Source organism: Kribbella sp. NPDC051952, assembly GCF_040680855.1.
Lineage (GTDB): Bacteria > Actinomycetota > Actinomycetes > Propionibacteriales > Kribbellaceae > Kribbella.
Window position 1 is genome coordinate 1 of the sequence record NZ_JBFAXQ010000042.1, and the last position, 21,443, is coordinate 21,443.

The 21,443-nt window shown below is 67.8% G+C and carries 23 protein-coding genes; 13 read left to right on the plus strand and 10 right to left on the minus strand.

The annotated features are described in order from the left end of the window. The 4 genes from AB0L70_RS39445 to AB0L70_RS39460 all read left to right on the plus strand — a co-directional run. Positions 1 to 1,121 (plus strand): toxin glutamine deamidase domain-containing protein (locus AB0L70_RS39445; RefSeq protein WP_363692019.1); only part of this gene is annotated, 1,121 nt, incomplete at its 5' end. Positions 1,122 to 1,143: 22 nt separating this feature from the next. After that, positions 1,144 to 1,425, plus strand: coding sequence for a hypothetical protein (locus AB0L70_RS39450; protein ID WP_363692020.1), 282 nt, complete (start codon positions 1,144 to 1,146; stop codon positions 1,423 to 1,425). Next, positions 1,422 to 2,498: a DUF6177 family protein gene (locus AB0L70_RS39455; RefSeq protein ID WP_363692021.1), complete on the plus strand. Its 1,077-nt coding sequence runs from the start codon at positions 1,422 to 1,424 to the stop codon at positions 2,496 to 2,498. Before AB0L70_RS39450 ends, AB0L70_RS39455 begins: the two co-directional genes overlap by 4 nt. 326 nt (positions 2,499 to 2,824) lie before the next feature. Then, complete coding sequence (locus tag AB0L70_RS39460; protein ID WP_363692022.1) at positions 2,825 to 3,088, plus strand: hypothetical protein; 264 nt, start codon at positions 2,825 to 2,827, stop codon at positions 3,086 to 3,088. Between the two features lie 56 nt (positions 3,089 to 3,144). On the opposite strand, the gene AB0L70_RS39465 is transcribed toward AB0L70_RS39460, so the two are convergent. Next, a complete protein-coding gene (locus tag AB0L70_RS39465; protein WP_363692023.1) occupies positions 3,145 to 4,509 on the minus strand; it encodes an FAD-dependent oxidoreductase in 1,365 nt (454 codons plus the stop codon). A 70-nt stretch (positions 4,510 to 4,579) separates the two neighbouring features. Here AB0L70_RS39465 and AB0L70_RS39470 point away from each other — a divergent pair, with 70 nt between their 5' ends. After that, positions 4,580 to 5,473: an AraC family transcriptional regulator gene (locus AB0L70_RS39470; protein WP_363692024.1), complete on the plus strand. Its 894-nt coding sequence runs from the start codon at positions 4,580 to 4,582 to the stop codon at positions 5,471 to 5,473. A gap of 33 nt (positions 5,474 to 5,506) precedes the next feature. Then, positions 5,507 to 6,328, plus strand: a complete 822-nt coding sequence (locus AB0L70_RS39475; protein WP_363692025.1) for a MerR family transcriptional regulator — start codon at positions 5,507 to 5,509, stop codon at positions 6,326 to 6,328. On the opposite strand, the gene AB0L70_RS39480 is transcribed toward AB0L70_RS39475, so the two are convergent. Continuing rightward, positions 6,312 to 7,838: an alpha-L-arabinofuranosidase C-terminal domain-containing protein gene (locus AB0L70_RS39480; protein WP_363692026.1), complete on the minus strand. Its 1,527-nt coding sequence runs from the start codon at positions 7,836 to 7,838 to the stop codon at positions 6,312 to 6,314. The genes AB0L70_RS39475 and AB0L70_RS39480 overlap by 17 nt on opposite strands. A 34-nt stretch (positions 7,839 to 7,872) precedes the next feature. Here AB0L70_RS39480 and AB0L70_RS39485 point away from each other — a divergent pair, with 34 nt between their 5' ends. Beyond that, positions 7,873 to 8,898, plus strand: a complete 1,026-nt coding sequence (locus AB0L70_RS39485; RefSeq protein ID WP_363692027.1) for a LacI family DNA-binding transcriptional regulator — start codon at positions 7,873 to 7,875, stop codon at positions 8,896 to 8,898. 203 nt (positions 8,899 to 9,101) lie between these two features. Here AB0L70_RS39485 and AB0L70_RS39490 read toward each other — a convergent pair whose 3' ends face one another. From AB0L70_RS39490 to AB0L70_RS39505, 4 genes are all read right to left on the minus strand, one after another. Then, positions 9,102 to 10,079 carry an aldo/keto reductase gene (locus tag AB0L70_RS39490; protein WP_363692028.1) on the minus strand — a complete coding sequence of 326 codons (978 nt, stop codon included), beginning with the start codon at positions 10,077 to 10,079 and terminating at the stop codon, positions 9,102 to 9,104. 77 nt (positions 10,080 to 10,156) lie between these two features. Then, positions 10,157 to 10,549, minus strand: a complete 393-nt coding sequence (locus AB0L70_RS39495; protein WP_363692029.1) for a VOC family protein — start codon at positions 10,547 to 10,549, stop codon at positions 10,157 to 10,159. Further along, positions 10,546 to 11,067, minus strand: coding sequence for an SRPBCC domain-containing protein (locus tag AB0L70_RS39500; RefSeq protein ID WP_363692030.1), 522 nt, complete (start codon positions 11,065 to 11,067; stop codon positions 10,546 to 10,548). The genes AB0L70_RS39495 and AB0L70_RS39500 overlap by 4 nt, the downstream gene beginning before the upstream one ends. Beyond that, positions 11,064 to 11,636 (minus strand): TetR/AcrR family transcriptional regulator, encoded by a 573-nt coding sequence (locus tag AB0L70_RS39505; protein WP_363692031.1) that lies wholly within the window; start codon positions 11,634 to 11,636, stop codon positions 11,064 to 11,066. Before AB0L70_RS39505 ends, AB0L70_RS39500 begins: the two co-directional genes overlap by 4 nt. Positions 11,637 to 11,743: 107 nt before the next feature. On the opposite strand from AB0L70_RS39505, the gene AB0L70_RS39510 reads away from it, so the two are divergent. Genes AB0L70_RS39510 through AB0L70_RS39525 form a run of 4 tightly spaced genes read left to right on the plus strand, consistent with a single transcriptional unit; the run spans position 11,744 to position 15,359 of the window. Continuing rightward, positions 11,744 to 13,003, plus strand: coding sequence for an MFS transporter (locus AB0L70_RS39510; RefSeq protein ID WP_363692032.1), 1,260 nt, complete (start codon positions 11,744 to 11,746; stop codon positions 13,001 to 13,003). Continuing rightward, entirely contained in the window at positions 12,939 to 13,616 is a 678-nt protein-coding gene (locus AB0L70_RS39515) for a class I SAM-dependent methyltransferase (RefSeq protein WP_363692033.1), read from the plus strand. The genes AB0L70_RS39510 and AB0L70_RS39515 overlap by 65 nt, the downstream gene beginning before the upstream one ends. Positions 13,617 to 13,635: 19 nt before the next feature. Next, a complete protein-coding gene (locus tag AB0L70_RS39520; RefSeq protein WP_363692034.1) occupies positions 13,636 to 14,112 on the plus strand; it encodes a MarR family transcriptional regulator in 477 nt (158 codons plus the stop codon). Beyond that, complete coding sequence (locus tag AB0L70_RS39525) at positions 14,109 to 15,359, plus strand: MFS transporter (RefSeq protein WP_363692036.1); 1,251 nt, start codon at positions 14,109 to 14,111, stop codon at positions 15,357 to 15,359. Before AB0L70_RS39520 ends, AB0L70_RS39525 begins: the two co-directional genes overlap by 4 nt. Before the next feature lie 61 nt (positions 15,360 to 15,420). On the opposite strand, the gene AB0L70_RS39530 is transcribed toward AB0L70_RS39525, so the two are convergent. The 3 genes from AB0L70_RS39530 to AB0L70_RS39540 are packed head-to-tail and all read right to left on the minus strand — an operon-like array spanning position 15,421 to position 17,708. After that, entirely contained in the window at positions 15,421 to 16,377 is a 957-nt protein-coding gene (locus tag AB0L70_RS39530; RefSeq protein WP_363692037.1) for a formylglycine-generating enzyme family protein, read from the minus strand. Positions 16,378 to 16,386: 9 nt separating this feature from the next. Further along, positions 16,387 to 17,256 carry an LLM class flavin-dependent oxidoreductase gene (locus AB0L70_RS39535; protein ID WP_363692038.1) on the minus strand — a complete coding sequence of 290 codons (870 nt, stop codon included), beginning with the start codon at positions 17,254 to 17,256 and terminating at the stop codon, positions 16,387 to 16,389. A gap of 11 nt (positions 17,257 to 17,267) precedes the next feature. Further along, on the minus strand, positions 17,268 to 17,708 hold the full coding sequence (locus AB0L70_RS39540; protein ID WP_363692039.1) for a GNAT family N-acetyltransferase: 441 nt from the start codon (positions 17,706 to 17,708) through the stop codon (positions 17,268 to 17,270). 24 nt (positions 17,709 to 17,732) lie between these two features. On the opposite strand from AB0L70_RS39540, the gene AB0L70_RS39545 reads away from it, so the two are divergent. Both AB0L70_RS39545 and AB0L70_RS39550 read left to right on the plus strand, forming a co-directional pair. Continuing rightward, the gene (locus tag AB0L70_RS39545) at positions 17,733 to 18,371 is read left to right on the plus strand and encodes a hypothetical protein (protein WP_363692040.1); all 639 of its coding nucleotides are present in this window, start codon (positions 17,733 to 17,735) and stop codon (positions 18,369 to 18,371) included. A gap of 70 nt (positions 18,372 to 18,441) precedes the next feature. Next, the gene (locus tag AB0L70_RS39550) at positions 18,442 to 20,343 is read left to right on the plus strand and encodes a beta-L-arabinofuranosidase domain-containing protein (protein WP_363692042.1); all 1,902 of its coding nucleotides are present in this window, start codon (positions 18,442 to 18,444) and stop codon (positions 20,341 to 20,343) included. Here AB0L70_RS39550 and AB0L70_RS39555 read toward each other — a convergent pair. Then, entirely contained in the window at positions 20,301 to 21,314 is a 1,014-nt protein-coding gene (locus AB0L70_RS39555) for a LacI family DNA-binding transcriptional regulator (RefSeq protein ID WP_363692043.1), read from the minus strand. The two genes, AB0L70_RS39550 and AB0L70_RS39555, sit on opposite strands and share 43 nt — an antisense overlap. Between the last annotated feature and the right edge of the window lie 129 nt (positions 21,315 to 21,443).

Below are 21,443 nucleotides of genomic sequence, written 5' to 3' on the forward strand. Positions count from 1 at the left end.
AACCGAACCAGCCCAACCAACCGAACCAACCGAACCAGCCCAACCAACCGAACCAACCCAACCAACCCAATCAGCCGAACCAGCCGCGGCGGCCGGTTCGGGATGATGAGGGCGGGGTGGATGCTTGGCGGCGGCGTGAGGCTGAGTTGTACAGCAACCACCCGGACACGATCGACGGCACCGACCCGGTTCCGAGCAAGCCGACGACCAGTCAGAGCCAAACCCCCGATGCCCACAACATCGGCACGAACAGGCCCAACTGGAAGGACATGCACGACCCGAGCAACGTGTCATGGGACGTACCGCAGGAGCGTGGTCGCCCGCCGCGGCTGCGGATCCGGCAGGGCGACGACCTGTTCGACCGATTCGGGCCGAAGGAGCACCATGCGGAGCGAGAGCTCGACCTCACCCCACCACCGGCGTACGGCGAACCCGGCGTACCCAGAGGCGACCGCGACGCCCGCTACAACCCGGGCGACCCCGGCGGCGGCAAGCAACGTGCGTTGGAGCAAGCGGCCGGTCGGCACCCGCTGCTGACCGTGAAGCGCTGGCTGCGCCTGCTCAACCCGAACTACCACCAGCTCGATGCCAAGGGCAACGTGATGGTGGAGTACCAGTTCAACTGCTCCGCGGTGATGCGGGCGACCGTCGACCTGATCCAGGGCCGGCGGGTCCGCCTGGCCGACGGCGACTTCCAGAAGGACCACGCGAACACGCCCACGCCCGGCGACTACGACGACTCGTACGAGTGGATGGGCGTGCGCGCCCCCGGCTACCGGCTGGACCGGCACCTACCGCCCGGGCACCCGGACCCGGCCGCGCACCTGCAGGCCTTCACCGACAAGGCGTACGCCGAGGTCGAGGCCGGACTACGCGGACGTCCACCGGGTACGGTCGCCGCGATCTGCGTCCGATGGTCGCCCGCCGGCGGGCACTGGTTCAGTGCGTACGTCGACCCGCAGGGGAAGGTCCGTGCACTCGACCCGCAGGACTGCCGCAATCCCATCGACGTGCCGTGGCCGCACAGGTACCCGTCCAAGCTCGAGCGACTCGAGTACACGATCCGCGAACCCAACGGCGACTGGGAAGGCTCACCCGCCGAACCGGAGTCCACGTGGTGACCGTCAGCAAAGGAAGTGCCTGATGCCGAACAACACCGAAGCCGCGGCCCGCGAGCTGCTGGCCGGCTGGCTGGCCCAGCACTCGGTCGCGCCGGACTCCTGGTCGCCCGAAACCATCGCGGACTGGCGTACGACGCCGGTCGAGGAGTGGCTGGCCTTCGTCCCGCCGGGCATCGCGAACCGGGTCTTCCTGGTTGCCGATGGCACCGTTTTCTCGTTCGCGCCCAGCCGGCTGGGAATGGACGAGGCACTCACAGCCGCCCGGGCCGAGCGATCGCGCGGATCCGAGGAGCTGGAGCGATGACCGACATGCTCGACTTCGTCGCCGGAGCGGATCGGATCACCGAGAAGGCGATCGTGATGATGCAGGACCGCGAGGTCGTCGGCCTGTCGAGCTGGCTACTCGACGCCGCGATCACGGCCGAGCGGTCCCAACGCGTGCTCCAACTCGTCACGCCGAGGACAACCCGCGTGACGCACGCGGTCCGCACCCAACTGCTTGCCCCGGGCACCGGCGGCTGCTGGGTTGTCAACGGCAACGATTCTGGTCCGTCGTACGACGGCTTGAGCGGCGAGCCGTTGGTATGGGACGGAAACCTGTTCGTGCCGACCGGAGACGAGGAGAACCCCAAGCCCACCCCGGACTATCTCCAAGAGCAGGACGGCATTCACGCGTCCCTGCAACTCGTGGCGCGAGTGCGGTACCCGGCCGCGGAGGGGACCATCGTCGGCGGTGCGGCCGAGTTCCTGCTCCGGGAACTCGCCGGCGGTCCGCCGGCCGGCTGGGGTACCGAAGAACCGGTCTCCCAGCCATGGGACACCGCCGAGCTGACCCACTTCTGCCGTCGCTGGGTGCCGCGATCGACCATGCTCACCCTGACCGGCCCGGACGGTCGGCACGGAACCCGCCCGGCCAACGGCGTGATCGAGATTGTCAACCGCCCAGCTGGGCTGGAAGAGTCCGTGACGCTGGCGATCGGTTGCCCCGGCCTGGAAGCGCCGTTGCCGCAGGCAATCTTCCCCGTGGTCCGCCAGTTGGCCGACGAGTTCGACCTGGTGTCGATGTTCGTCCTCGGCGCCGGTACGGCCGCGGACACCTGCACGCTGCCTCGTTTCACCGGCATCCAGGATCCGATTGCGCTCGTGATCGGCGCCGACGGCCGGGCGGCGATGGGGCCTGAGGCGGACAAGGCGATCGCGGCCGGCGCCGCCACGTCGATCGGGCACGACGCCGGCCTGTGGTTCCCGATCGGCACCGGCTACAGCGAGCCCGACTGGCAGACGTTCGCCCTGACCATGCGCCGCATCACGATCGCCACCGCCCACCACTCGGCCAACCCCGCCCCACCCCCCAAGACCTTCACGATGCCGACCTGAGGGCCGACCTGAGGGCCGACCTGAGAGCCAAACCTGAGGGCCAACCTGAGCGCCACCCGAAGGCCAACCCGAAAAGCGTCGAGGAGTGAACGGTTCGGCGCTGGGGATCGTTAGAACTGAGTGAAGATTCGATCAGGGGGCCGGTCCGGGTTTAGACGGTAGCCGCTAGCTGCGTTAGATTTGATCAAATCTTACCGGGCTACCAGGGAGTGTGAGCGCTATATGCAGGATCTGACCAGGCAGGTGTGGTCGGTCCTAGCGGCTGGCGTCCCGAGGTCTTGTCCGGTGTTCGAGCCGACAGCCCCTGCCTCTCTCCAGGTTGGGCAGTGCTGAGCAAGGTACTCGGCGCGGTAGGTGTGGTCCTGCTGATCGCCGGGGTGGTGCTCGCCGTTCGGCCGGTGCACGTCGACAGCCAGGCGTGCGGATCGGTCTTCCAGCCCGAGAAGGGCATCACGCCGATGCAGTGTGACGCCCGCCTGGACACCCGCAGCGACGTCGTCACCGGCCTCGGCGCCGGCGGTGTCGTCATCCTGCTGGCCGGCGTCGCCACCAAGGCGATCCGCGACCGCCGCAGCCACGTCAGCTCCTGACCACCAGCCGCGTCAGCTCCCAACCAGCACCGCGTCAGCTCCCAACACCATCCGCCTCACGCCGTCCGGACGATCGCGCCGAGGACCTCGTTGAAGGCCTCCGTCGACGACGGGTGCGTGTAGATCGACTGCCGCAGCTCCGTCGCGGTGATCCGGTGCCGCATCGCCAGCGCGACCGTGTTGATCAGCTCCTGCGCATCGACGCTGAGCAGGGCCGCGCCGAGGATCTCGTCGGTCTCCGCGTCGATCACGAACTTCATCACGCCACGCGTCTCCTCGACGATGTAGGCCCGCGGCATCGCGACGATATCGGCGACGTTCTCCATCCCGACCTTGATCCGGTACCCGGCCGCCAGCGCGGCCTTCTCGGTCAGCCCGATCGTCGCCAGCGGCGGCGACATGAACAGCGTGCGCGGTACGGCGACCCGATCGGCAGTGGACCGTTTCCCGTCCCCGAGCAGCTGATCCAGCACGATCCGGCTGTCGTCCAGCGAGATGTACGTGAACTGCGGGCCGCCGTTGACGTCGCCGAGCGCGAAGATGTGCGGCTGGCTGGTCCGCAGGTACTCGTCCACCTCGACGGCCCCGCGTTCCGTCGTACGAACGCCTGCGTTCTCCAACTGCAGTTCGGCGGTGACCGGCGTACGCCCGGTTGCGGCCAGGATCGCGTCGACGGTGAGTGTGTGTTCGCGTCCGTTCTTCCGGTAGACAACCGTGTCCTCGTCACGGATCTCCTGGACCTGGGCGCCGGTGACGATGTCGACGCCCTCGCCGGTCAGGATGTCGGTCGCGGCGGCCGCGATGTCGTCGTCCTCCTGACCGAGGATCCGCGCCGACGACTCGAACACGGTGACCTGGGTTCCGAAACGCCGGTAGATCGAGGCGAACTCGATGCCGAGGTACCCGCCGCCGATCACGGCCAGCCGGCCGGGCAGGTGAGTGGTGTGGACCAGATCGACGTTCGTCACCGTGCGCGGGCTCTCCCGCAGGCCGGGGATGTCCGGGAAGACCGGCTCCGACCCGGTGTCGATCAGGATCGTCTCTGCGGTAATCAGGATGTCGTCGACGGCAACGGTGTGGGCGTCGACGAACTGCGCCGTACCGGTGAGCACCGTGATGGTCTCCGCGCCGTTCAACGCCTCGAAGTTGCCCGCCCGGAAGGTCGTGGTCAGCGCCTTCACTTCACCGATCGCGTGCTCGAACCACTCCTGCGGCGAGTCGTCCGGCCGGCGCTTGCCGGAGTGGTGCACGAGCATCTTGGTGGGGACGCAGCCGACGTTCGGGCAGGTACCGCCGTACATCTGGTCCGAGCGCTCGATCAGGATCACGCGCCGGCCGGCCCGGCCGAGCGCGGCGGCGGCGACCTTGCCGCCCTTGCCGAACCCGATCACGACCACGTCCGCCTGCAGGGTAGAAGTCATGCTTTGAGTCTGATCACTAGGATTGAGCCGTACCAGCTGTTCTTGGCTCATCTTCCTGCGCAGGCGTCTCATGGATACCATCACCCGGCTGATCGAACTGGCTCGCCTGCGGGCGACCGTGGACAAGCGCTGCCTGCTCGCCGGCGCGACCGAGATGAAGGTCGAGCCGTTGGGCGATGCCGAAGCCGCGTTCCACTTCGTCCTCGACGGCGACTGCACCCTGGATCTGCCGGGGCGGCAGGTCCACCTGAAAGGCGGCGACGCGGTCCTGCTGCCGAGCAGCCAGGCCCACACGATTCGTACGGCGGGATCCGGGCGGCTGCGCGCGTCGGTCGAGACCCCGGGCGACGCGTTCGACACGATCCGCAGCCCGTCCGGTGAACCGGCCACCGACATCTTCTGCGGCCACTACACAGTCGGCTCGTCCGCCGGCCGACTCCTGTTGAGCAGCCTTCCCGACCCGCTGGTCGTCTCCTTCGACGCGGCCGACGACTCGGTCCGCATCCTCAGCGAGCTGATGCGCCTGGAGGCCCGGGCCGATGGACCGGGTACAGCGGCTGTCCTCGACTCACTGTCCGGCGCTCTCCTGGCGATGGTGCTGCGCCGTGGCGGCCTGCCCGGCGTCGCACCCTGGACCGCGATCGAGGACCGCCGGATCGCAGCGGCCGTCGCGGCCGTCCTGCAAGATCCCGCCGCCACCTGGTCGGTCGAACGGCTGGCCGAGGTCGCATCGATGTCCCGGGCAACGTTCGTACGCCATTTCGGTCGGCACACCGGGGCGACCGCCGCCGCCTTCGTGACCTCGCTGCGGATGATGGTGGCCGCCGACCTGCTCACCGATCCGGACCAGACCGTGGCGACCGTCGCCGCGCGGGTTGGCTACCAGTCGGAATCCGCCTTCTCCCGGGCGTTCCGCGAGGCGACCGGAATCACCCCGGGCAGGTACCGGCGCGAGAACTCTTGACCTTCACACTGTGTCAACCGGAAGGCTGAAGTCATGTTCACCATCGGAGACTTCGCGGCATTCGGCCAGGTATCGGCCCGGATGCTTCGGCACTACGACGCGATCGGGCTGCTCCGACCGGCTGTCGTCGATGCGGTGACCGGCTACCGGTTCTACTCGGCCGACCAGTTCAGTCGGCTGAACCGGATCATCGCGCTGAAGGATCTCGGCTTCACGCTGCAGCAGGTGCACGAGATCGTCGACGCCAAACCGAGCGCCGAGGAACTGCGCGGCATGCTGCGGATGCGGCAGGCGCAGCTCGAGGACGAGTTGTCCCGGAGCGCGGCCCGGCTGACCAGTGTCGAGGCGAGGCTCCGCCTGATCGAGAAGGAAGGTCACATGCCTACTGATGACGTCGTCCTGAAACGCATCGCCCCGACCCGGGTCGCCGAGCTGTCGGCGATCTCGGCGAGTTACGACGGTGAGGACATCGGTCCGGTCCTGCAACCGCTGTTCGGCCAGCTGTTCGAGCGCCTCGGCATGGCGGGGATCAGCCCGTCCGGTTCACCGGTCGCGTACTACGAGAACGCCGAAGGTGAGGCGGTCCGCGTCCATGCCGCCGTACCCGTCGAGGCCGGCTCGAAGGCCGCCGACCTCGACTTCCTCGACCTACCGGAGTTCCCGCAGGCCGCGACCATCGTCCATCAGGGCGACATGATGGAAGCCGAACGCAGCATGCAGACGCTGGCACGCTGGATCGAGGACAACGGCTACCGCAGTCAGGGGTATGCCCGGGAGGTCACTCTCGAGTTCGACCCGGACAACCCTGACAACTGGGTGCACGAGTTCCAGATCCAGGTCACACGCCCAGACTGACCGTCGCGAACGAGTGCGGCGGCAGCGTGACGCGCAGTCCGCGGGGCTCAGGTTCCAGTCCGGTAAGGGGAATCGGAGCCACCGCGGACTGATCCGTCGTCGTGTTGTACGACTGCGGTTTCGATGCCGTCAGCAACCGTCCGACCGGCTCACGGACAGTGCCGCCGCGCAGATCCAGTACGACGTCCAGTGGCGCGACCGGATCCAGATTGCTGATCGACACCAACGCCCGCCCGTCCTTCACCGAGGCCGACGCCGACACCAGCTCCATCGACTTGCCATCCAGTTCGTACGGCGTCGGCCGCTCAACGACATGCGTCGGCACCGACACCGCATCGTGGTGCCCCTTGTTCATCTCGAACACGTGGTACGTCGGAGTTCGCACGAGACCGCCGTCCTCATCTGTGAGCAGCATCGCCTGCAACACGTTGATCGTCTGCGCGATGTTCGCCATCACCAGCCGTTCGGCATGCCGGTGAAACACATCGAAGTGCAGGCTTGCCACCAGCGCGTCCCGCATCGCGTTCTGCTGATACAGGAACCCGGGGTTCGTGCCCGGCTCGACATCCCACCAGGTGCCCCATTCGTCCAGCACCAGGCCGACCTTGCGCTCGGGGTCGTACGCGTCCATCACCGCGGAGTGGCCGCGGATCACCCGCTCGATGTCCTGCGCCTTGATGATGGTCCGGTAGTAGTCGTCGATGCCGAAGTCGGTGGCCGCGCCCTTGTGTTCCCAGGTCCCAGCCACTGTGTAGTAGTGGAACGAGATCGCCTGGAAGATGTTCTTCGGATCGCGTCCACAGCCCAGGCAGCTGATCGCCTTCATCAGCGCCTCGGTCCAGGCGAGGTCGTCGTCGGCCGCACCGGCGGCGATCTTGTACAGCTTGTTGTCGCCGTGGTCCCGGCAGAACGTCGCGTACCTGCGGGCCAGATCGGCGTACGCCTCGGCCCGCATGTTGCCGCCGCAGCCCCAGCTCTCGTTGCCGATGCCCCAGAACGGGACCTTCCACGGCTCGTCGCGGCCGTTCGCCTTGCGCTGCCGGACCATCGGGCTGTCGCCGTCGCGGGTCAGGTACTCGACCCATTCACTCATTTCCTGCACGGTCCCGCTGCCCACGTTGCCGTTGACGTAGGGATCCGCGCCGAGCAGATCGCACAACGCCATGAACTCGTGCGTGCCGAAGTGGTTGTTCTCCTCGACATTGCCCCAGTGCGTGTTGATCATCGACGGGCGATCCGCCTTCGGCCCGATCCCGTCCTTCCAGTGGTACTCGTCCGCGAAACAGCCACCCGGCCAGCGCAGGTTCGGGATGTTCAGCGCCCGCAGCGCCTCGACCACGTCAAGCCGGATACCGCCCTCGTTCGGCAGCTCGGAGTCCTCGCCGACGTAGAAACCGCCGTAGATGCACCTGCCGAGATGCTCCGCGAAGTGCCCATAGAGATGCCGGCTGATGGTCGGACCCGGTACGTCGAGATCGATCACGACCCGGGCGGACGCTTGTGTGTTCAAGGCTCAGCTCCTTCGGTCTCTTACAGTGGTCGGCGTGAAGAAGACATCCAGCGTCGTCACCATGGCCGATGTGGCGCGGTCGGCGGGGGTGTCCACTATGACCGTTTCGAACGTGATCAACGGTCGACCGCGCGTGGGCGCCGCGACGCGGGAGCGGGTGCTGACCGCGATCACCGACCTCGGGTACCAGGTCAATCTGGCCGCCCGGCACCTGCGCGCGGGCAAGACCGGAGTCGTCGGTCTCGCGGTTCCGGAGCTCGAGCGCCCGTACTTCGCCCAGCTGGCCGGCCGGCTCGCGGATCGGTTCGAGACGCACGGGCTCCGGATCGTGATGGAGCGCACCGGCGCCAGTCGCGAGGGCGAGCTGGACGCGGTCGCCTTCTCCCGGCTGCGGATGTACGACGGGCTGGTGCTGAGCGTGGTCGACAGTGATCCGGCCGAACTGACCCAGCTCCGCAACGACGCGCCCGTGGTGATGATCGGCGAGCGGGCGCTGCCGTCGAAGTACGACCACGTGATGATGGACAACGTCGACGGCGCCCGGCAGGCGACCGCGCACCTGCTCGCCACCGGCGCCCGGCGGATCGCGATGCTCGGCGGCAACCCCGACTGGACCGCGAACATGCCCGCGCTGCGGGCCGAAGGGTACGAACTCGCGCACACGGAGGCCGGCGTACCGATCGATCCGGAGCTGACCGTCCGCTGCCGGTTCGGCCTGCAGGACGGGTACGACGCGATCCGGTCGCTGCTCGACCGTGGGATCGCTTTCGATGCCGTGTTCGCGCTCACCGATGTGGTTGCCTTGGGCGCCCTTCGGGCCCTGGCGGATGCGGCGCTGCGAGTGCCGGAACACGTTCAGGTGATCGGCTTCGACGATATCGACGAGGCGCCGTACCTGGTCCCGGCGCTGTCCACCATCAACCCGGGCCACGAGGAGATGGCGGACGCGATCGTCGCGCTGCTGATCGCCCAGATCAACGGCGGCCCGACCGGCGAGCCACAGGAACTGATCACGCCGGCGCGGCTGATCCAGCGCGGCACCACCAAACCACTCGACTGATTCCACGACGTACCTCGTCACCCGGGGAAGTTCATGGCGAAGGTATATCGATAAATCTGAGCTAGCAAGACCTTGACCGGAAGGCGATGCGGACCTCCAGCACTCATCAAGGCCGCCTCACGGCGCCGCCCGAGGGCAGGCTGAGCGTAAGGGCGGCGCCGCGAGGCGGGTTACTGAGTGCTGGAGGTCCGCAGTCCCGTGAGCTAGTCCGCGATCAGCTTGGCGATCTCGGTCAGCTGGCTGTCGCTGAGCGGGCCGAACGCCATTGCCCCGGCGTTCTCCTCCGCCTGCGCGACCGTGCGGAAGCCGGGGATCGGGACCGTCCGCGGGCTCCGCGCCCACAGCCACGCGAGCGCGCCTTGCGCCAGCGTCCGGCCGTCACTCTCGAGGACATCACGGACCGCCGATACCTTGTCCCACCACTCCGGAGCAGGTGTGCCGCCCTCCGCGAAGAACCGGAGCCAGGACGGCGGCAGTGTGCGGATGTCCGCGCCGGTCGCCGGCCGGGAGGCGTCGCGACGACCGAGGATCCCCATGCCGAGGGGAGTGCGGTTGACGCTTGCGAGGTCGGCGCGCTCGCACAAGGCGAACATCTCCGGAGCGTCGTGCAGGACGCTCGCCTCGTGCTGGACGGCCGAACAGTGCTTGCCTTCGGCGAACAGCTCGGCGCTGTGCACGGTGTCCGTGCTCCAGGCGTAGCTGCGGATCAGCCCTTCCCGGACCAGGTCCTCGCACGCCTCCCGCAACGGCTGGGCGATCTCGTCGGTCGTGTCGAAGTGCAACTGATACAGGTCGAGATAATCGGTCCCGAGCCGGTCGAGCGAGGCCCGAACTGCCTTGTGCACATACTCCGGTGAGCCGTCCTGCTCCTGCATGACCCGAGCGGTCTCGTCGAAGGTGTTGCCCCACTTGCTCGCGATCACGACCTGATCGCGACGGCCCTCGAGTGCCTTGCCCAGTACGCGTTCGCTGTGGCCGGCCCCGTACACATCGGCGGTGTCGAAGAACGTCACGCCGAGGTCGATCGCCCGCCGGATCGCCTGTACCGACTCCTTGTCGTCGACCTCACCCCAGCCCAGCGGCTTCCCCGCCTCATCACTGAACGGACCGCCGATCGCCCAGCACCCGAACCCCAGCGGGCTGACCTCGATCCCGACTCGTCCTAATCTGCGCTTCTCCATGCGTCGAGCCAATCATCGGCCAACTCATCCGTCCAATGAATCTTTCGCCATGAGTTGATGCACTGGGCGAATGAACCTCATTCGATCCCGGTGACTGTCCCGCCGTCGTCGGTGACGTAGAGCCCCTTCGACAGATCGAGTACGACGAGCCGGTTGCCGAACGGATCCTCGACCACCGCACAGCGCCCGACCGGGATGTCGAACGGCGCACTGACGAGCCGGCCGCCGCGGTCCACGATCTGCTCCGCGGCCGCATCGGCCGAGTCCACCAGCCAGCTCGGGGCGTACTCGAGATCCGTGGCCAGCACGATCTCCGTGTCGCTGGCCGGCAGCCGGAGTCCGGCCTGTCCGATCTCGTCGTTCCGCCAGATCAGCTCGTGTCCCAGGGCGTCCCGGTAGAAGGCGAGCCCGCCGTCGAGATCCGGCACGCGCACTGTGACGGCATCCACCGCGCGAAGAAGTCCGGTCATGAGGCAGCCGCTCGTGCGGCGAGGGCCCGGTTCATGGCTTCGAACTGGGGCTTGATGGTGTTGTTCAGCATCGAGCGGGTGAAGGGGATCGCGGCGCCACGGAACACTTCCTCCTGGATCAGGCGAGTGCGGCCGTTCGGCAGTTGCTCGAGGCGGAAGGAGTGTTCGCCGTCGAAGATCGCGCCCGGCGGGATCTTGCCGATCCAGCGGAGCTCCTTGTTCGGCTCGACGGCCAGGAGTTCGGGGGTGAACTTGGTCTCGCCGCCCTTGGTGTCGCGGAGGACATTGGTGATGGTGTTGCCTTTGATGAGTTCACCGGTCGACGAGATGATGAACGGGTTCCACTCCGGGTAGGACTGTCGATCCGCCAGAACTTTCCAGACCTGCTCGGGACTCGCGTTGATGTCGAGCTCGGTGTGCAGGACGAACGGGCGGGCGACGGTGAAGATCGTGTAGCCGGCGAGTAGGACGACGACGGCGCCTACCGCGGTGAGAATCTTGGTCGACTTCTTCTTCATGACTGCTCCAGATCGGGTCCGAGGGTGCTGAGCACCAGCTCCCTCACGTAGTCGGTGGTGATCGGCTCGCCGGTGACGAGGAGCCGGTAGTACAGAGGCCCGACGAGCTGGTCGACCAGCACGGCGGGGGAGGCATGTCCGGGGACTCGGCCGTCGGTTTGGGCCTGCGCGAGTACGGCGGTGACTGCCGCGTGCCGCTCGCCCCACAGCGCGCGGATGCTCTCGCCGACCCGCGGCTCACGAGCGGCAGCCGCGGCCAGGTCTGCGACCAGGGTGGTCGGGAGAGCGTTGAGCGTGGTGGCGATGCCGGTGACCAGATCGGTGAGATCCCGCCGCGGGTCACCACTCGGCTCGAACGGTACGGCGGACCGCAGCTCGGTGATCATCGCGATCACCAGCTCGGCCTTGGTCGGCCATCGCCGGTACAGCGTCGTCTTCGCGACCTCGGCCCGTTCGGCGACCCGGTCGATCGACATCCCGTCGTACCCCCGCGCGCGCATCTCGCCCATCGCGGCCTCCAGCACCCGGCGCTCGATCCCCGCATCCCGCGGCCGACCGCGTCCAACCATCGCCACCCTCTTTTCGCTACTGCGGTGTCGAAAACAAATTTACGCAACTGCGGTAGCGAAAAGCAACACTGACATTGGTTGTCAGGGTTTGCTGGGACCGTGGTGGAGTGCTCAGCTCGCGGAACCACAAGCTGCTCCTGCCGGCAGCCTTCATCACGTCCCTCGGCAACAACATCCAGCTCCTCGGTGCCGCGCTCCTGCTCGTCCGCGCGCAGGGATCGATGCTGGATGTCGGGTGGCTCTTCATTGCGGTGGCGGTCCCGCAGGCCGTCCTCTCGCCGTACTTCGGTCGGTTGGCGGACCGGTTCGACCGGCGCCGGTTGTGGATCGGCTGCGATCTGATCAGTGCCGTCGCGGCGCTCTGCCTCCCGCTGGGTCTGGCCCTCGGTGCTCCGCAACAAGCCCTCATCTATGCCACCAACTTCGCGCTGGCCGTGGTCGCCGCGCTCTTCATCCCGACCAGCGCGGCCCTGGTCCGAGAGCGTGTCCCCGCCGCTGAGTTGCGCTCTTTCAACGGCCACTACGAGATGGCGCTCCAGTGCGGAATGTTGCTCTCAGCATCGGTAGGCGGCTTCGCGCTGCAGTACTTCGGTTCCACGCCGCTGTTCGTCTTCAACGGCCTGACGTTCGTTGCCTCCGCACTCTTTGTCGCCGCCGTCGGTCCGGCCCGAAGGCGTGTGCAGTTGCCCCTGCCCACGGCACCAGCGGCAACCCCCGCCTCAGGCCTCCGTCCTCTTCCCTTAGGCCCACTCGCGCTGCTCTTCGGGCAAGGGCTCGTGGTGGTGACTGTCTTCAACGCTCTGCTACCGGTGTTGCTCGTCGGCGAATGGCGTCGAGGACCGGCGGTCCTGGGCGTGGTGGATGCGGTCGGCGGCGTGGGTTTCCTGTTGGCCGCGGTCGCCTACCGATGGTCCGCCGTACGGTTCGGTGATCTTCGGCTCGCGGTCGTCGGATTCCTGCTGTGCAACGTGTTGCTGGTCATGCAGCCGCTCTTCGGGGTGAGCGCGTTGATGGGGCTCGTGCTGGTCGGAGCGTTCGTGTTCGGCCAGGCGCGCATCGCCACCAGATCCCTCCTCATGACCTCGGTCGACGAGTCGCGGGTCGGCCACGCCTTCGGGGTTGCCAACGGGTACGGGCTGGCCGCGACGGTTGTCGTCATGTTGGTGACGTCGGTCGTCACCGGCCGCACCGACACGCGCTACGGCTTCGCTACCCTGACCGCGATCAGCGGGCTGGCCGCCGTACTCGCGATCGTCTGGATCCGGCGGTCAACCTTTTCCAGCGGTTCCGCATCTCATCAGCATGGGGCGGGAACAGTCGTTCGATCATCTGGCGGAGCGGTACGACCGGTTGGGGGAGCTGACTGACGACGCGGTCGCCGACTGGCTGCCGACCGTCCTGCCCGATCGCCGCCGTCGCGCCATCGACCTCGGTTGTGGAGCCGGCCGGCACGCGGTCGTCCTCGCCGAGTACTTCGACCACGTCGACGCGATCGACCTCTCCGGCCCGATGATCCGGCTGGCCCGCCGCAAGCGGCCGCGGTCGAACCTCAGCTATCTCGAGGCCGGCATCCTCGACATCGCCGGGCAGTACGACTTCGTCACCAGTTCGGCGACACTTCACCACGTCGCCGACCTACCCGCCGTACTGCGTCATATCCGCTCGCTCGTCGCGGTCGGCGGCCGCGCCGCCCTCGCGGACACCGTCTCACCGCGCCCGGCCAACCCGCGGTGGCGCCTCTACGGCAACGAGATCCGCAAGCTCGGCCGCAACCTGATCCAGCGCAGCCCCGGCGATGCCTGGGAGATCTTCCGCCTGTCGACCGGCGACTGGCTCGACCATCGCGTCAGCGACCGCTACCTCAGCCGCACCACCTTCGAGCAGGCGTACGGCGCTGTCTTCCCCGCCGGCCGCTTCACCCGCGTCGGCAACCAGCACGCGGTGATCTGGTCCCGGCCTGAACCAACAGGACTTATATAAGTACTGTTATGATCGCGCCATGGACGACCCTACCGAGCAGAGTCAGTGGCGGCCGCTACATCAGTTGCTGGCCCGGATGGATGCCGAGATCGGGCAGATCTACATCGATCGGGAGATCAAGGGCCTGAAGCCCAGCTATGTGATGGAGTTGTTGCGGCTGCATGCCAAGGGCCCGATGACGATCACTGAGCTGGCCGAGTCGGTCGGCCGGACACACTCGGCCCTCAGCCAGAAGGTCTCGGCGATGCGCACGGCCGGCCTGGTCCGGACCGTGCCCGGGACCGATGCCCGCAGCAAGAAGGTTGCGCTGACCGCGAAGGCGAAGAAGATCGTCGAGTTGCTCGCCGCCGAGTGGCGCGCCACCGAGGCCGCGATCGCCGAGCTGGAAGCCGAGATCCCGTACGCGATGGCGCAGGTCGTCCAGGACGTGGAGGCAGCCCTGGCACGGAAGAGTTTCCACGATCGGATCGCCGAGAAGCTCGAGCTGGAGCAGTGAGCGTCAAGCACGCGTTCATCGACCTGGAGCCGCTGCGGACCGTTCCGGTGTTCCGGCGGTTGTGGCTCGGACAGGTGCTGTCGGCGTTCGGTGGGCAGTTGGCCTTCGTCGCGGTGATGTTCCAGGTCTGGGACGAGACGAAGAGCACCGCCTGGACCGGCGCAGTCGGCCTGTCCCAAGCGTTGCCGTTGATCCTGCTCGGCCTGTTCGCCGGCGCTCTGGTTGACCGGGTCGAGCGCCGGCGGTTCTACCTGATCACCACTTGCGGGCAGCTGATCACTGCGGCCGTGATGGCAAGTCAACTGGTGATCGGCTCGGTGCCAGTCGTCGTACTGCTCGGGCTCGTTGCCGCGCAAGCCTCGTTCGGCGCTGCCGCCGGACCGGTGGCGCGGACCGTCCTGCCGCAGTTGTTGCCTCGCGAGCTCCTCGCCGCCGGGATCGCGCTCAACCGGGTCGGCTTCCAGGGTGCGATGTTGATCGGCCCCGCGATCGGTGGGCTGGTTGTCGGTGCCTGGGGTACGGGAGCTTGTTACTTGATCGACTGTCTCAGTTTCCTCGCCGCGCTGTACGGCGTACTCGGTCTGCCGCGGATGCGGGTCGCAGCGATCGCCCAACCCGGACTGCACGCTGTGTGGGAAGGGCTCACGTTCGTGGTGTCGACGCCGGTGATCCGGGGTGCGTTGATCACCGATCTGGCGGCGACCGTGCTGTCGATGCCGATCAGTCTGTTCCCGGTGATCAATGCGGAGCGGTTCGGCAACGATCCGCGGACGCTCGGCCTCTTTCTCACCGCGATCGCCGTGGGTGGTGTCACCGCGTCGGTGCTGTCCGGCACGTTCACCCGGTTGCCGCGGCACGGGCTGGTGATGCTGGCCGGGTCGGCGGCCTGGGGGATCGCGCTGGCGTTGTTCGCGTTCTCGCCCGCGCCCTGGCTGGCGTTGGCGTTCCTCGCCGTGGCCGGTGCCGCGGACACCGTTGCCGTCGTCTCCCGAAGCACGATTGTCCAGCTCCACACCCCGAGCGAACTGCTCGGCCGGGTCAGCGCCGCCGAGCAGATAGTCGGCCAGGCCGGCCCCGATCTAGGCAACCTCCGCGGCGGCCTCGTCGCCCAGTTCACCTCCCCAGTGACCGCCCTAGCCTCCGGCGCCCTCCTCTGCGTCGCCGCAGTCGCCGCGGTAGCCGTCACCACCCCAGGCCTTCGGACCTCTGAGGCGCTAACGACAGGAGGTAGTCCGGCGCAGCCTTAGGCTTCCCGCCTGAACATGCCGCCCGCATCGGCCGCCGGACGCACACCTCCTGTCCTTAGGGCTAATTGGGACGGGTGAGCGCGACGGTGCGGAAGCCGGCGTTGCCCATTGACGACTCGGGGGTGTTGGAGGAGCGGGCGGCGTTGCGGTAGCGGTTGCAGTATGAGTCGTGGCAGAGGTACGAGCCGCCGCGTATCACCCGGGCCGCGCCGAGGGACGGGCCTTGCGGGTCGGCGTCGGGGGAGAACTTGTAGTACCGCGGGCCGAACCAGTCACCACACCATTCCCAAACGTTGCCGACCGTCTGCCACATGCCATAGGCGTTCGGGGCGAAGCTGCGGACCGGCGCGGTGGTGAGGTAGCCGTCGTCGAGATCGTTGCGCTGAGGGAACTCGCCCTGCCAGATGTTGCAGCGCCACACCCCGTCGTCGCCGATCAACTCGTCGCCCCACGGATAGCGCACGCCCTCGAGACCACCGCGGGACGCGAACTCCCACTCGGCCTCGGTCGGCAGACGACGGCCGGCCCACCTGCAGTAGGCAACGGCATCGTTCCAGCTCACATGTACGACGGGATGGTCGTCGAGCCCGTCGATATCGGACCGGGACCCGCCCGGATGCCGCCAGTCGGCACCGCGCACCCCGGCCCACCACGGCGTACCCTCGGCCGGCCCCATCACCTCATTCGGCTCAGCCTGCAAGGCGAGGTGGAACACCGCGGAGTAACCGAAGGTCTCCGCCTCGGTCCGATACCCCGTGGCATCGACGAATCGCGCGAAGTCGTGGTTCGTCACCGACGTTGCGTCGATGCTGAACGCGGTCAGCCGCACCTGATGCAGCGGCGTCTCACCATCGCCCTGGTTGCCGTCCCCATAGCTGTCGCCCATCACGAACTCGCCGCCCGGCAGCACAACCTGCTCCACCTCGTGCTGCCCGCGCTCCGACGGCACCGGCGGCGGCGATGAGCTCCCCACCACCGGCCGCGACGGCGCACAACAGGACGGCAGTTCGTCGGTCATACGCCCAGGCTATGACAGGGTCGGCGGGCCCTGTTCGATGCGGCGCATGACTGGGTCCAGGCGGTAGAAGTCGGTGCCGGTGATCAGCTGCCGCTCGTCCCACCAGGTCGCGCCCGCTTCTGCGAGTGGCTCGATCAGCGCGCGGGACTTGGCGGGGTCAGCGGAACTGATGCCGCCGACAATGACGTCGTACGGCGTGGTGCTGTCGTCTCGTTGATCGTGGAGGAAGGCAACGAGTTCGCGCAGTTCCTCGACCGGCGGGGCCTCGCCGTGATTGGCGTTCTGGAAGAGCGGTACGGCGCCGTCCCAGCGCGCGGCCCGGCGCATCGGAGCCTTGCGGGGCCAGTACCCGGCGATCCACACCAGCGGCCGTGGCTGCTGAACAGTTGCCGGCAGCAACGTCACGTCGTCGACCCGGTAGTGCGGTCCGTCGTGGTTGACCGTCGTACCGGACCAGTACGCCGCCAGCAGGTCGAGGCCCTCGTCGAGCTTCTGGGCCAGCACCTTCGGATCCGTCTCGTCACCGAAGCTGCCGAACTCGTCCTCGATCGGCCCGCCCAGCCCGGCGCCGAAGATCACCCGTCCGCCGCTGAGGCCATCCAGCGTCGCAACCTGTCGGGCGAGCTGCTCCGGCCGTCGCCGCGCCAACGGCGTCACCAGCGGTCCGAGCTTGATCCGTGACGTCGCCATCGCGGCCGCGGTCATCAGCATCCACGGATCGCCGAACGCCTGCCCGCGCCGGCGCTCCTTGCTGTGGACGACGTGGTCCCAGAGGAACAGCCCGTCCCACCCCGCCTGCTCAGCCGCGACCGCCACCCGCGCGACCGTGTGAGCATCCGCGAAGTCCCCGAAGTTCGGCACATTGATCGAGAAGCGCATGCCCGCCATCCTCACGCATCCAGCCGCAGTTCGACGAACGGAATAGTGTCGCCGGGCAGCAGATACCTCTCGACCTCGACGAAGCCGTGCGCCTTGGCGAACCGCAGCCCGTCCTCGTTGCTCGCCAGGATGTGCGTCTCGATCCCGCGTCCGTCACCCGCGTGCGTGAGGCAGCGCTGATAGATCGCCTCTCCGAACCCGCGTTGCCGGTATGCCGGAAGCACGCGAGCGATCACCGTGACTGCGGCGGTCTCCTCGGATGGCGGTCGTACCGTCGAGCAGCCGACCAGTACGTCGCCGTCGTACGCGACCTCGAGGACGTTCCGCGTCGTCCGCTCACGGATGTCGTCCACCGACAGCGGCGCGGTCGGGATGATCTCGTTGTGGACCAGTTGCCAGTCCAGCAGGGTCTGGTCGTCCTGCACGGGCACGATTCGAAGGGCGGGCACCATCCCGGCATAGTAGCGTCGGGCCTTGTGCGGATCCTCTTCATCGGTAACAGCTTCACGGCGCGTAACAACCTGCCCGGTCTGCTCAAAGGGCTGGCCGGTGCGCGCGGGATCGACCTGAGCCACAAGCTGATCCAGGCCGGTGGCGCATCGCTCCGGCAACACCTCAACGCGGGCCAGGCGCTGGATGCGATCGCGACCGGCGGCTTCGACACCGTCGTACTGCAGGAGCAGAGCACACTGCCGATCAAGAACGCGGCCCGTTTCCAGGAGGGGGCCCGGGATTTCCACGTTGCGATCGCCGAGGCCGGCGCGCGGACCGTGCTCTACCAGACCTGGGCTCGGCGCAACGCTCCCGAGACGCAACAAGCCCTGACCAGCGCGTACGCCGCCAGCGCGGTCGAGCTGGGGGCGACGCTCGTACCGGTCGGATCGGTGTGGGAACGCTTCCTCGCGGAGCACGACGCACCGGTGCTTCATGACGACGACAACAGCCACCCCGCACTGGCCGGCAGTTACCTCGCGGCGTGCGTGTTCCTGATTGCGTTGCTGACCGAGGACCCGGTCGGGATCGACGTACCGGTGAAGGGCCTGGACGTGGATACCGCGGCTCTTCTCCAGCAAGCGGCGTGGGACATCTGCGAAGAGTTGGCGAGCGGGAAATAGACCGCCCGACCTCCGGAAAAGTCACGGCAACATGTTGCCTAAACCGTGCCGTGCTTGTCAGGATGGTCCGGTGACGACCAATGATCAGGGACCGGCCGCGCCGGTGGCGGCGACCGTCCTGCGGCCGCTCCGGCTGCGGGACGTTCGACTCGAAGGCAGCTTTCTCGGCGATCTGCAGGCGACCAACGGCACGGTGTCGATTCCGAAGGGCGCCGAGCATCTCGACGAGCAGTGGGACAACTTCCGCAACGTGGCCAAGGGCGTGACGGACGTGGAGTACCACGGGCCGAACTACGAGGACGGTGAGGCGTACAAGTGGCTCGAAGCGGTCGCGTGGGAGGCGGCGCGCGGCGATGATCCGCGGCTCCTCGACTGGCTGGAGTCCCGGACGGAATTGATCGCCGCGGCGCAGGACGAGGACGGCTACCTCGGCACGTTCGTCCAGTCCGGGCGGCGGGATCAGCGCTACGGACAGCTCGACTTCGACCACGAGATCTTCAACATGGGCGCGATGATCCAGTCCGCGGTCGCGCAGTACCGGGCCACCGGACGAACCGAGCTGCTCGACGTCGCCCGACGGGCAGCGGATCACCTGCACCGGACCTTCGGCACCGGGCCGGATCAGCGCGAGGGCTTCTGCGGTCATCCGGTCGCGGAGCTCGGGCTGGTGGAGCTCTACCGGACCACGGGCGAGCAGCGGTACCTCGATCAGGCCAAGTACTTCGTCGACGCGCACGGCCGCTCGATCCTTGCTCCCGGCAACCCCGGGCGTGCGGCCTACCTGTCTGACCGGATTCCAGTTCGCGAGACCACGGCCCCCGAGGGGCACGCTGTACGGGCGATCTATCTTGCCGCGGGCGCGACCGATGTCGCGATCGAGACGGGTGATTCCGAGCTGCTCGACGCGCTCGAGACGCAGTGGAAGAACATGGTCGACACCAAGATGTACGTGAACGGCGGCCTCGGCAGCCGCTGGGACGGGGAGTCGTTCGGTAGCCCGTACGAGCTGCCGAGTGACGTCGCGTACGGCGAGACCTGCGCCGCGGTCGCGAGCGTGCAGTGGAGCTGGCGGTTGCTGCTGGCAACCGGCAAGGCGCGGTACGCCGACCTGATCGAGTGGCAGCTGTACAACGGCGTACTGCCTGGTGTTTCACTCGATCGGTCGAAGTACTTCTATGTCAACGCGCTCCAGGTTCGCGCGGGCTCCGACGAGTCCGACAAACGGGCCCCGAGCAACGGTCGGCAGCCGTGGTTCGGCACGAGTTGTTGCCCGACCAACCTGATGCGGACGTTCGCCTCGCTGCAGCACTACGTCGCGACCAGCACGAGCGACGGTCTGCAGATCCACCAGTACGCGGCCGGCACGATCGCGAGCGATGAGCTGAAAGTGAGCGTCGCGACGAACTATCCGGTCAGCGGTCGCGTTGTGATCACGGTGGAGGAAGCGGCCGAGACGACCGTTGCCCTGCGCATCCCCGCGTGGGCGCACGGCGCCGAAGTCACAGTGGGAGCCGAGGTGGTTCCTGGTGAGCCCAGCACCTACCTGAAGCTCAATCGTGCTTGGCAGGCCGGCGACCGGATCGTGCTCAACCTCCCGATGACACCTCGCCTCGTGCACGGGCATCCGCGCGTCGACGGCATCCGCGGCTCGGTCGCCATCTGCCGAGGTCCCTTGCTGTACGCCGTCGAGCAGATCGACCAGCCGGACGGTGTCCAGGTCGACGACCTGATCATCACCAGTCCCCGACTCGATGAGGTTGCGGGCGACGGCGTACCACTCGTCACGGCTCGCGGCGCCACGTGGCAACCGCAGGAGGAGTTGTACGCCGATGAGCCGGCCCGACCGAGTGGCGTCGTACCGATCACTGCGTTGCCGTACTACCAGTGGGCCAACCGGGAGGTCGGGCCGATGAAGGTCTGGATTCCTTATCAGCCGGCGGTTTCATCCGTGGACGCGCGGACGACGAGCTGACAGGGCACCTGCTCGAGTCCTGAGTGCGGCCGTCCTTCGATTGCGTCGAGCAACCGTTGGGCGGCCACCCGGCCGACGTCCATGAGCCGGAGGTCGACGGACGAGAGCGGGGGTCGGGCGCCTTCCGCGATCAGCTCCCAGTTGTCCGTGCCGGTGATCGCGACGTCCTCCGGGATGCGCCGGCCCAGCTCACGCAGGGCGTCCGCACCGCCGCGGGCGAGCAGGTCACTGCCGTAGTGGATCGCGTCGATCTCCGGGTTGCCGCGGTACAGGATGTGGGTTGCCTGCCGGCCCCACGCCTCGGTCCAGCCGCCGTACATCGCTGCGCCGGTCAGCTCGAGCCCGGCCGCGGCTAGTGCCGAGGTGAGGCCGTCGTGGCGTCGCCGGGCCGGCTCGAAGCGTTCAGGGCCGGTGACGTGGGCGATGCGGGTCCGTCCGACCCGGAGGAGGTGTTCCGCGGCCAGGCGGCCGGAGGCGGTGTCGTCGACGACGACCGAACAATCGGTGTCGTCGGCCGACGGCGTCAACGCGTAGACCACGGGGACGTCCCCGGCGCCGGCCAGTGGTGGCCGGCGGTTGAAGTTGCGGCCGGTGACGATGAATCCGTCGACCCGGCGACCGAGCAGGACGTCGACGTAGTGCCGTTCGCGAATCGGGTCGCCGCGGCTGTCGCAGAGGAACACCGAGATCCGGCCGGCTCCCAGCGCGTCCTCGGCGCCCAGCATGACCGGCACGCTGAAGCGCTCGAAGCTGTCGGTGGTGATCATGCCGACGGTGTAGCTGCGCCGCTCGAACACGCTGCGGGCCAAGGCGTTCGGCCGGAAGTCGATCTCCTCCGCCGCCTGGCGGATCCGGTCCCGCGTCGCCTGACTGATCTGGCCGGTGCCGTTCAGTGCCTTCGACACCGTGCCGGGGGACACCCCGGCCCGGGCCGCGACATCACGCACCGTCGCCCGCCGCTCCTGGCTCACCCGATCCCCCTCCGTCCGTGTTTCCGGAAACACCATACCCCGCTGGTACGACGGAATTCCTGCTGCCTCAGGTGTTGACACTTGACCGGTCTGATCAGATCCTCCTACAGTCAGGAAACATGTTGCCGG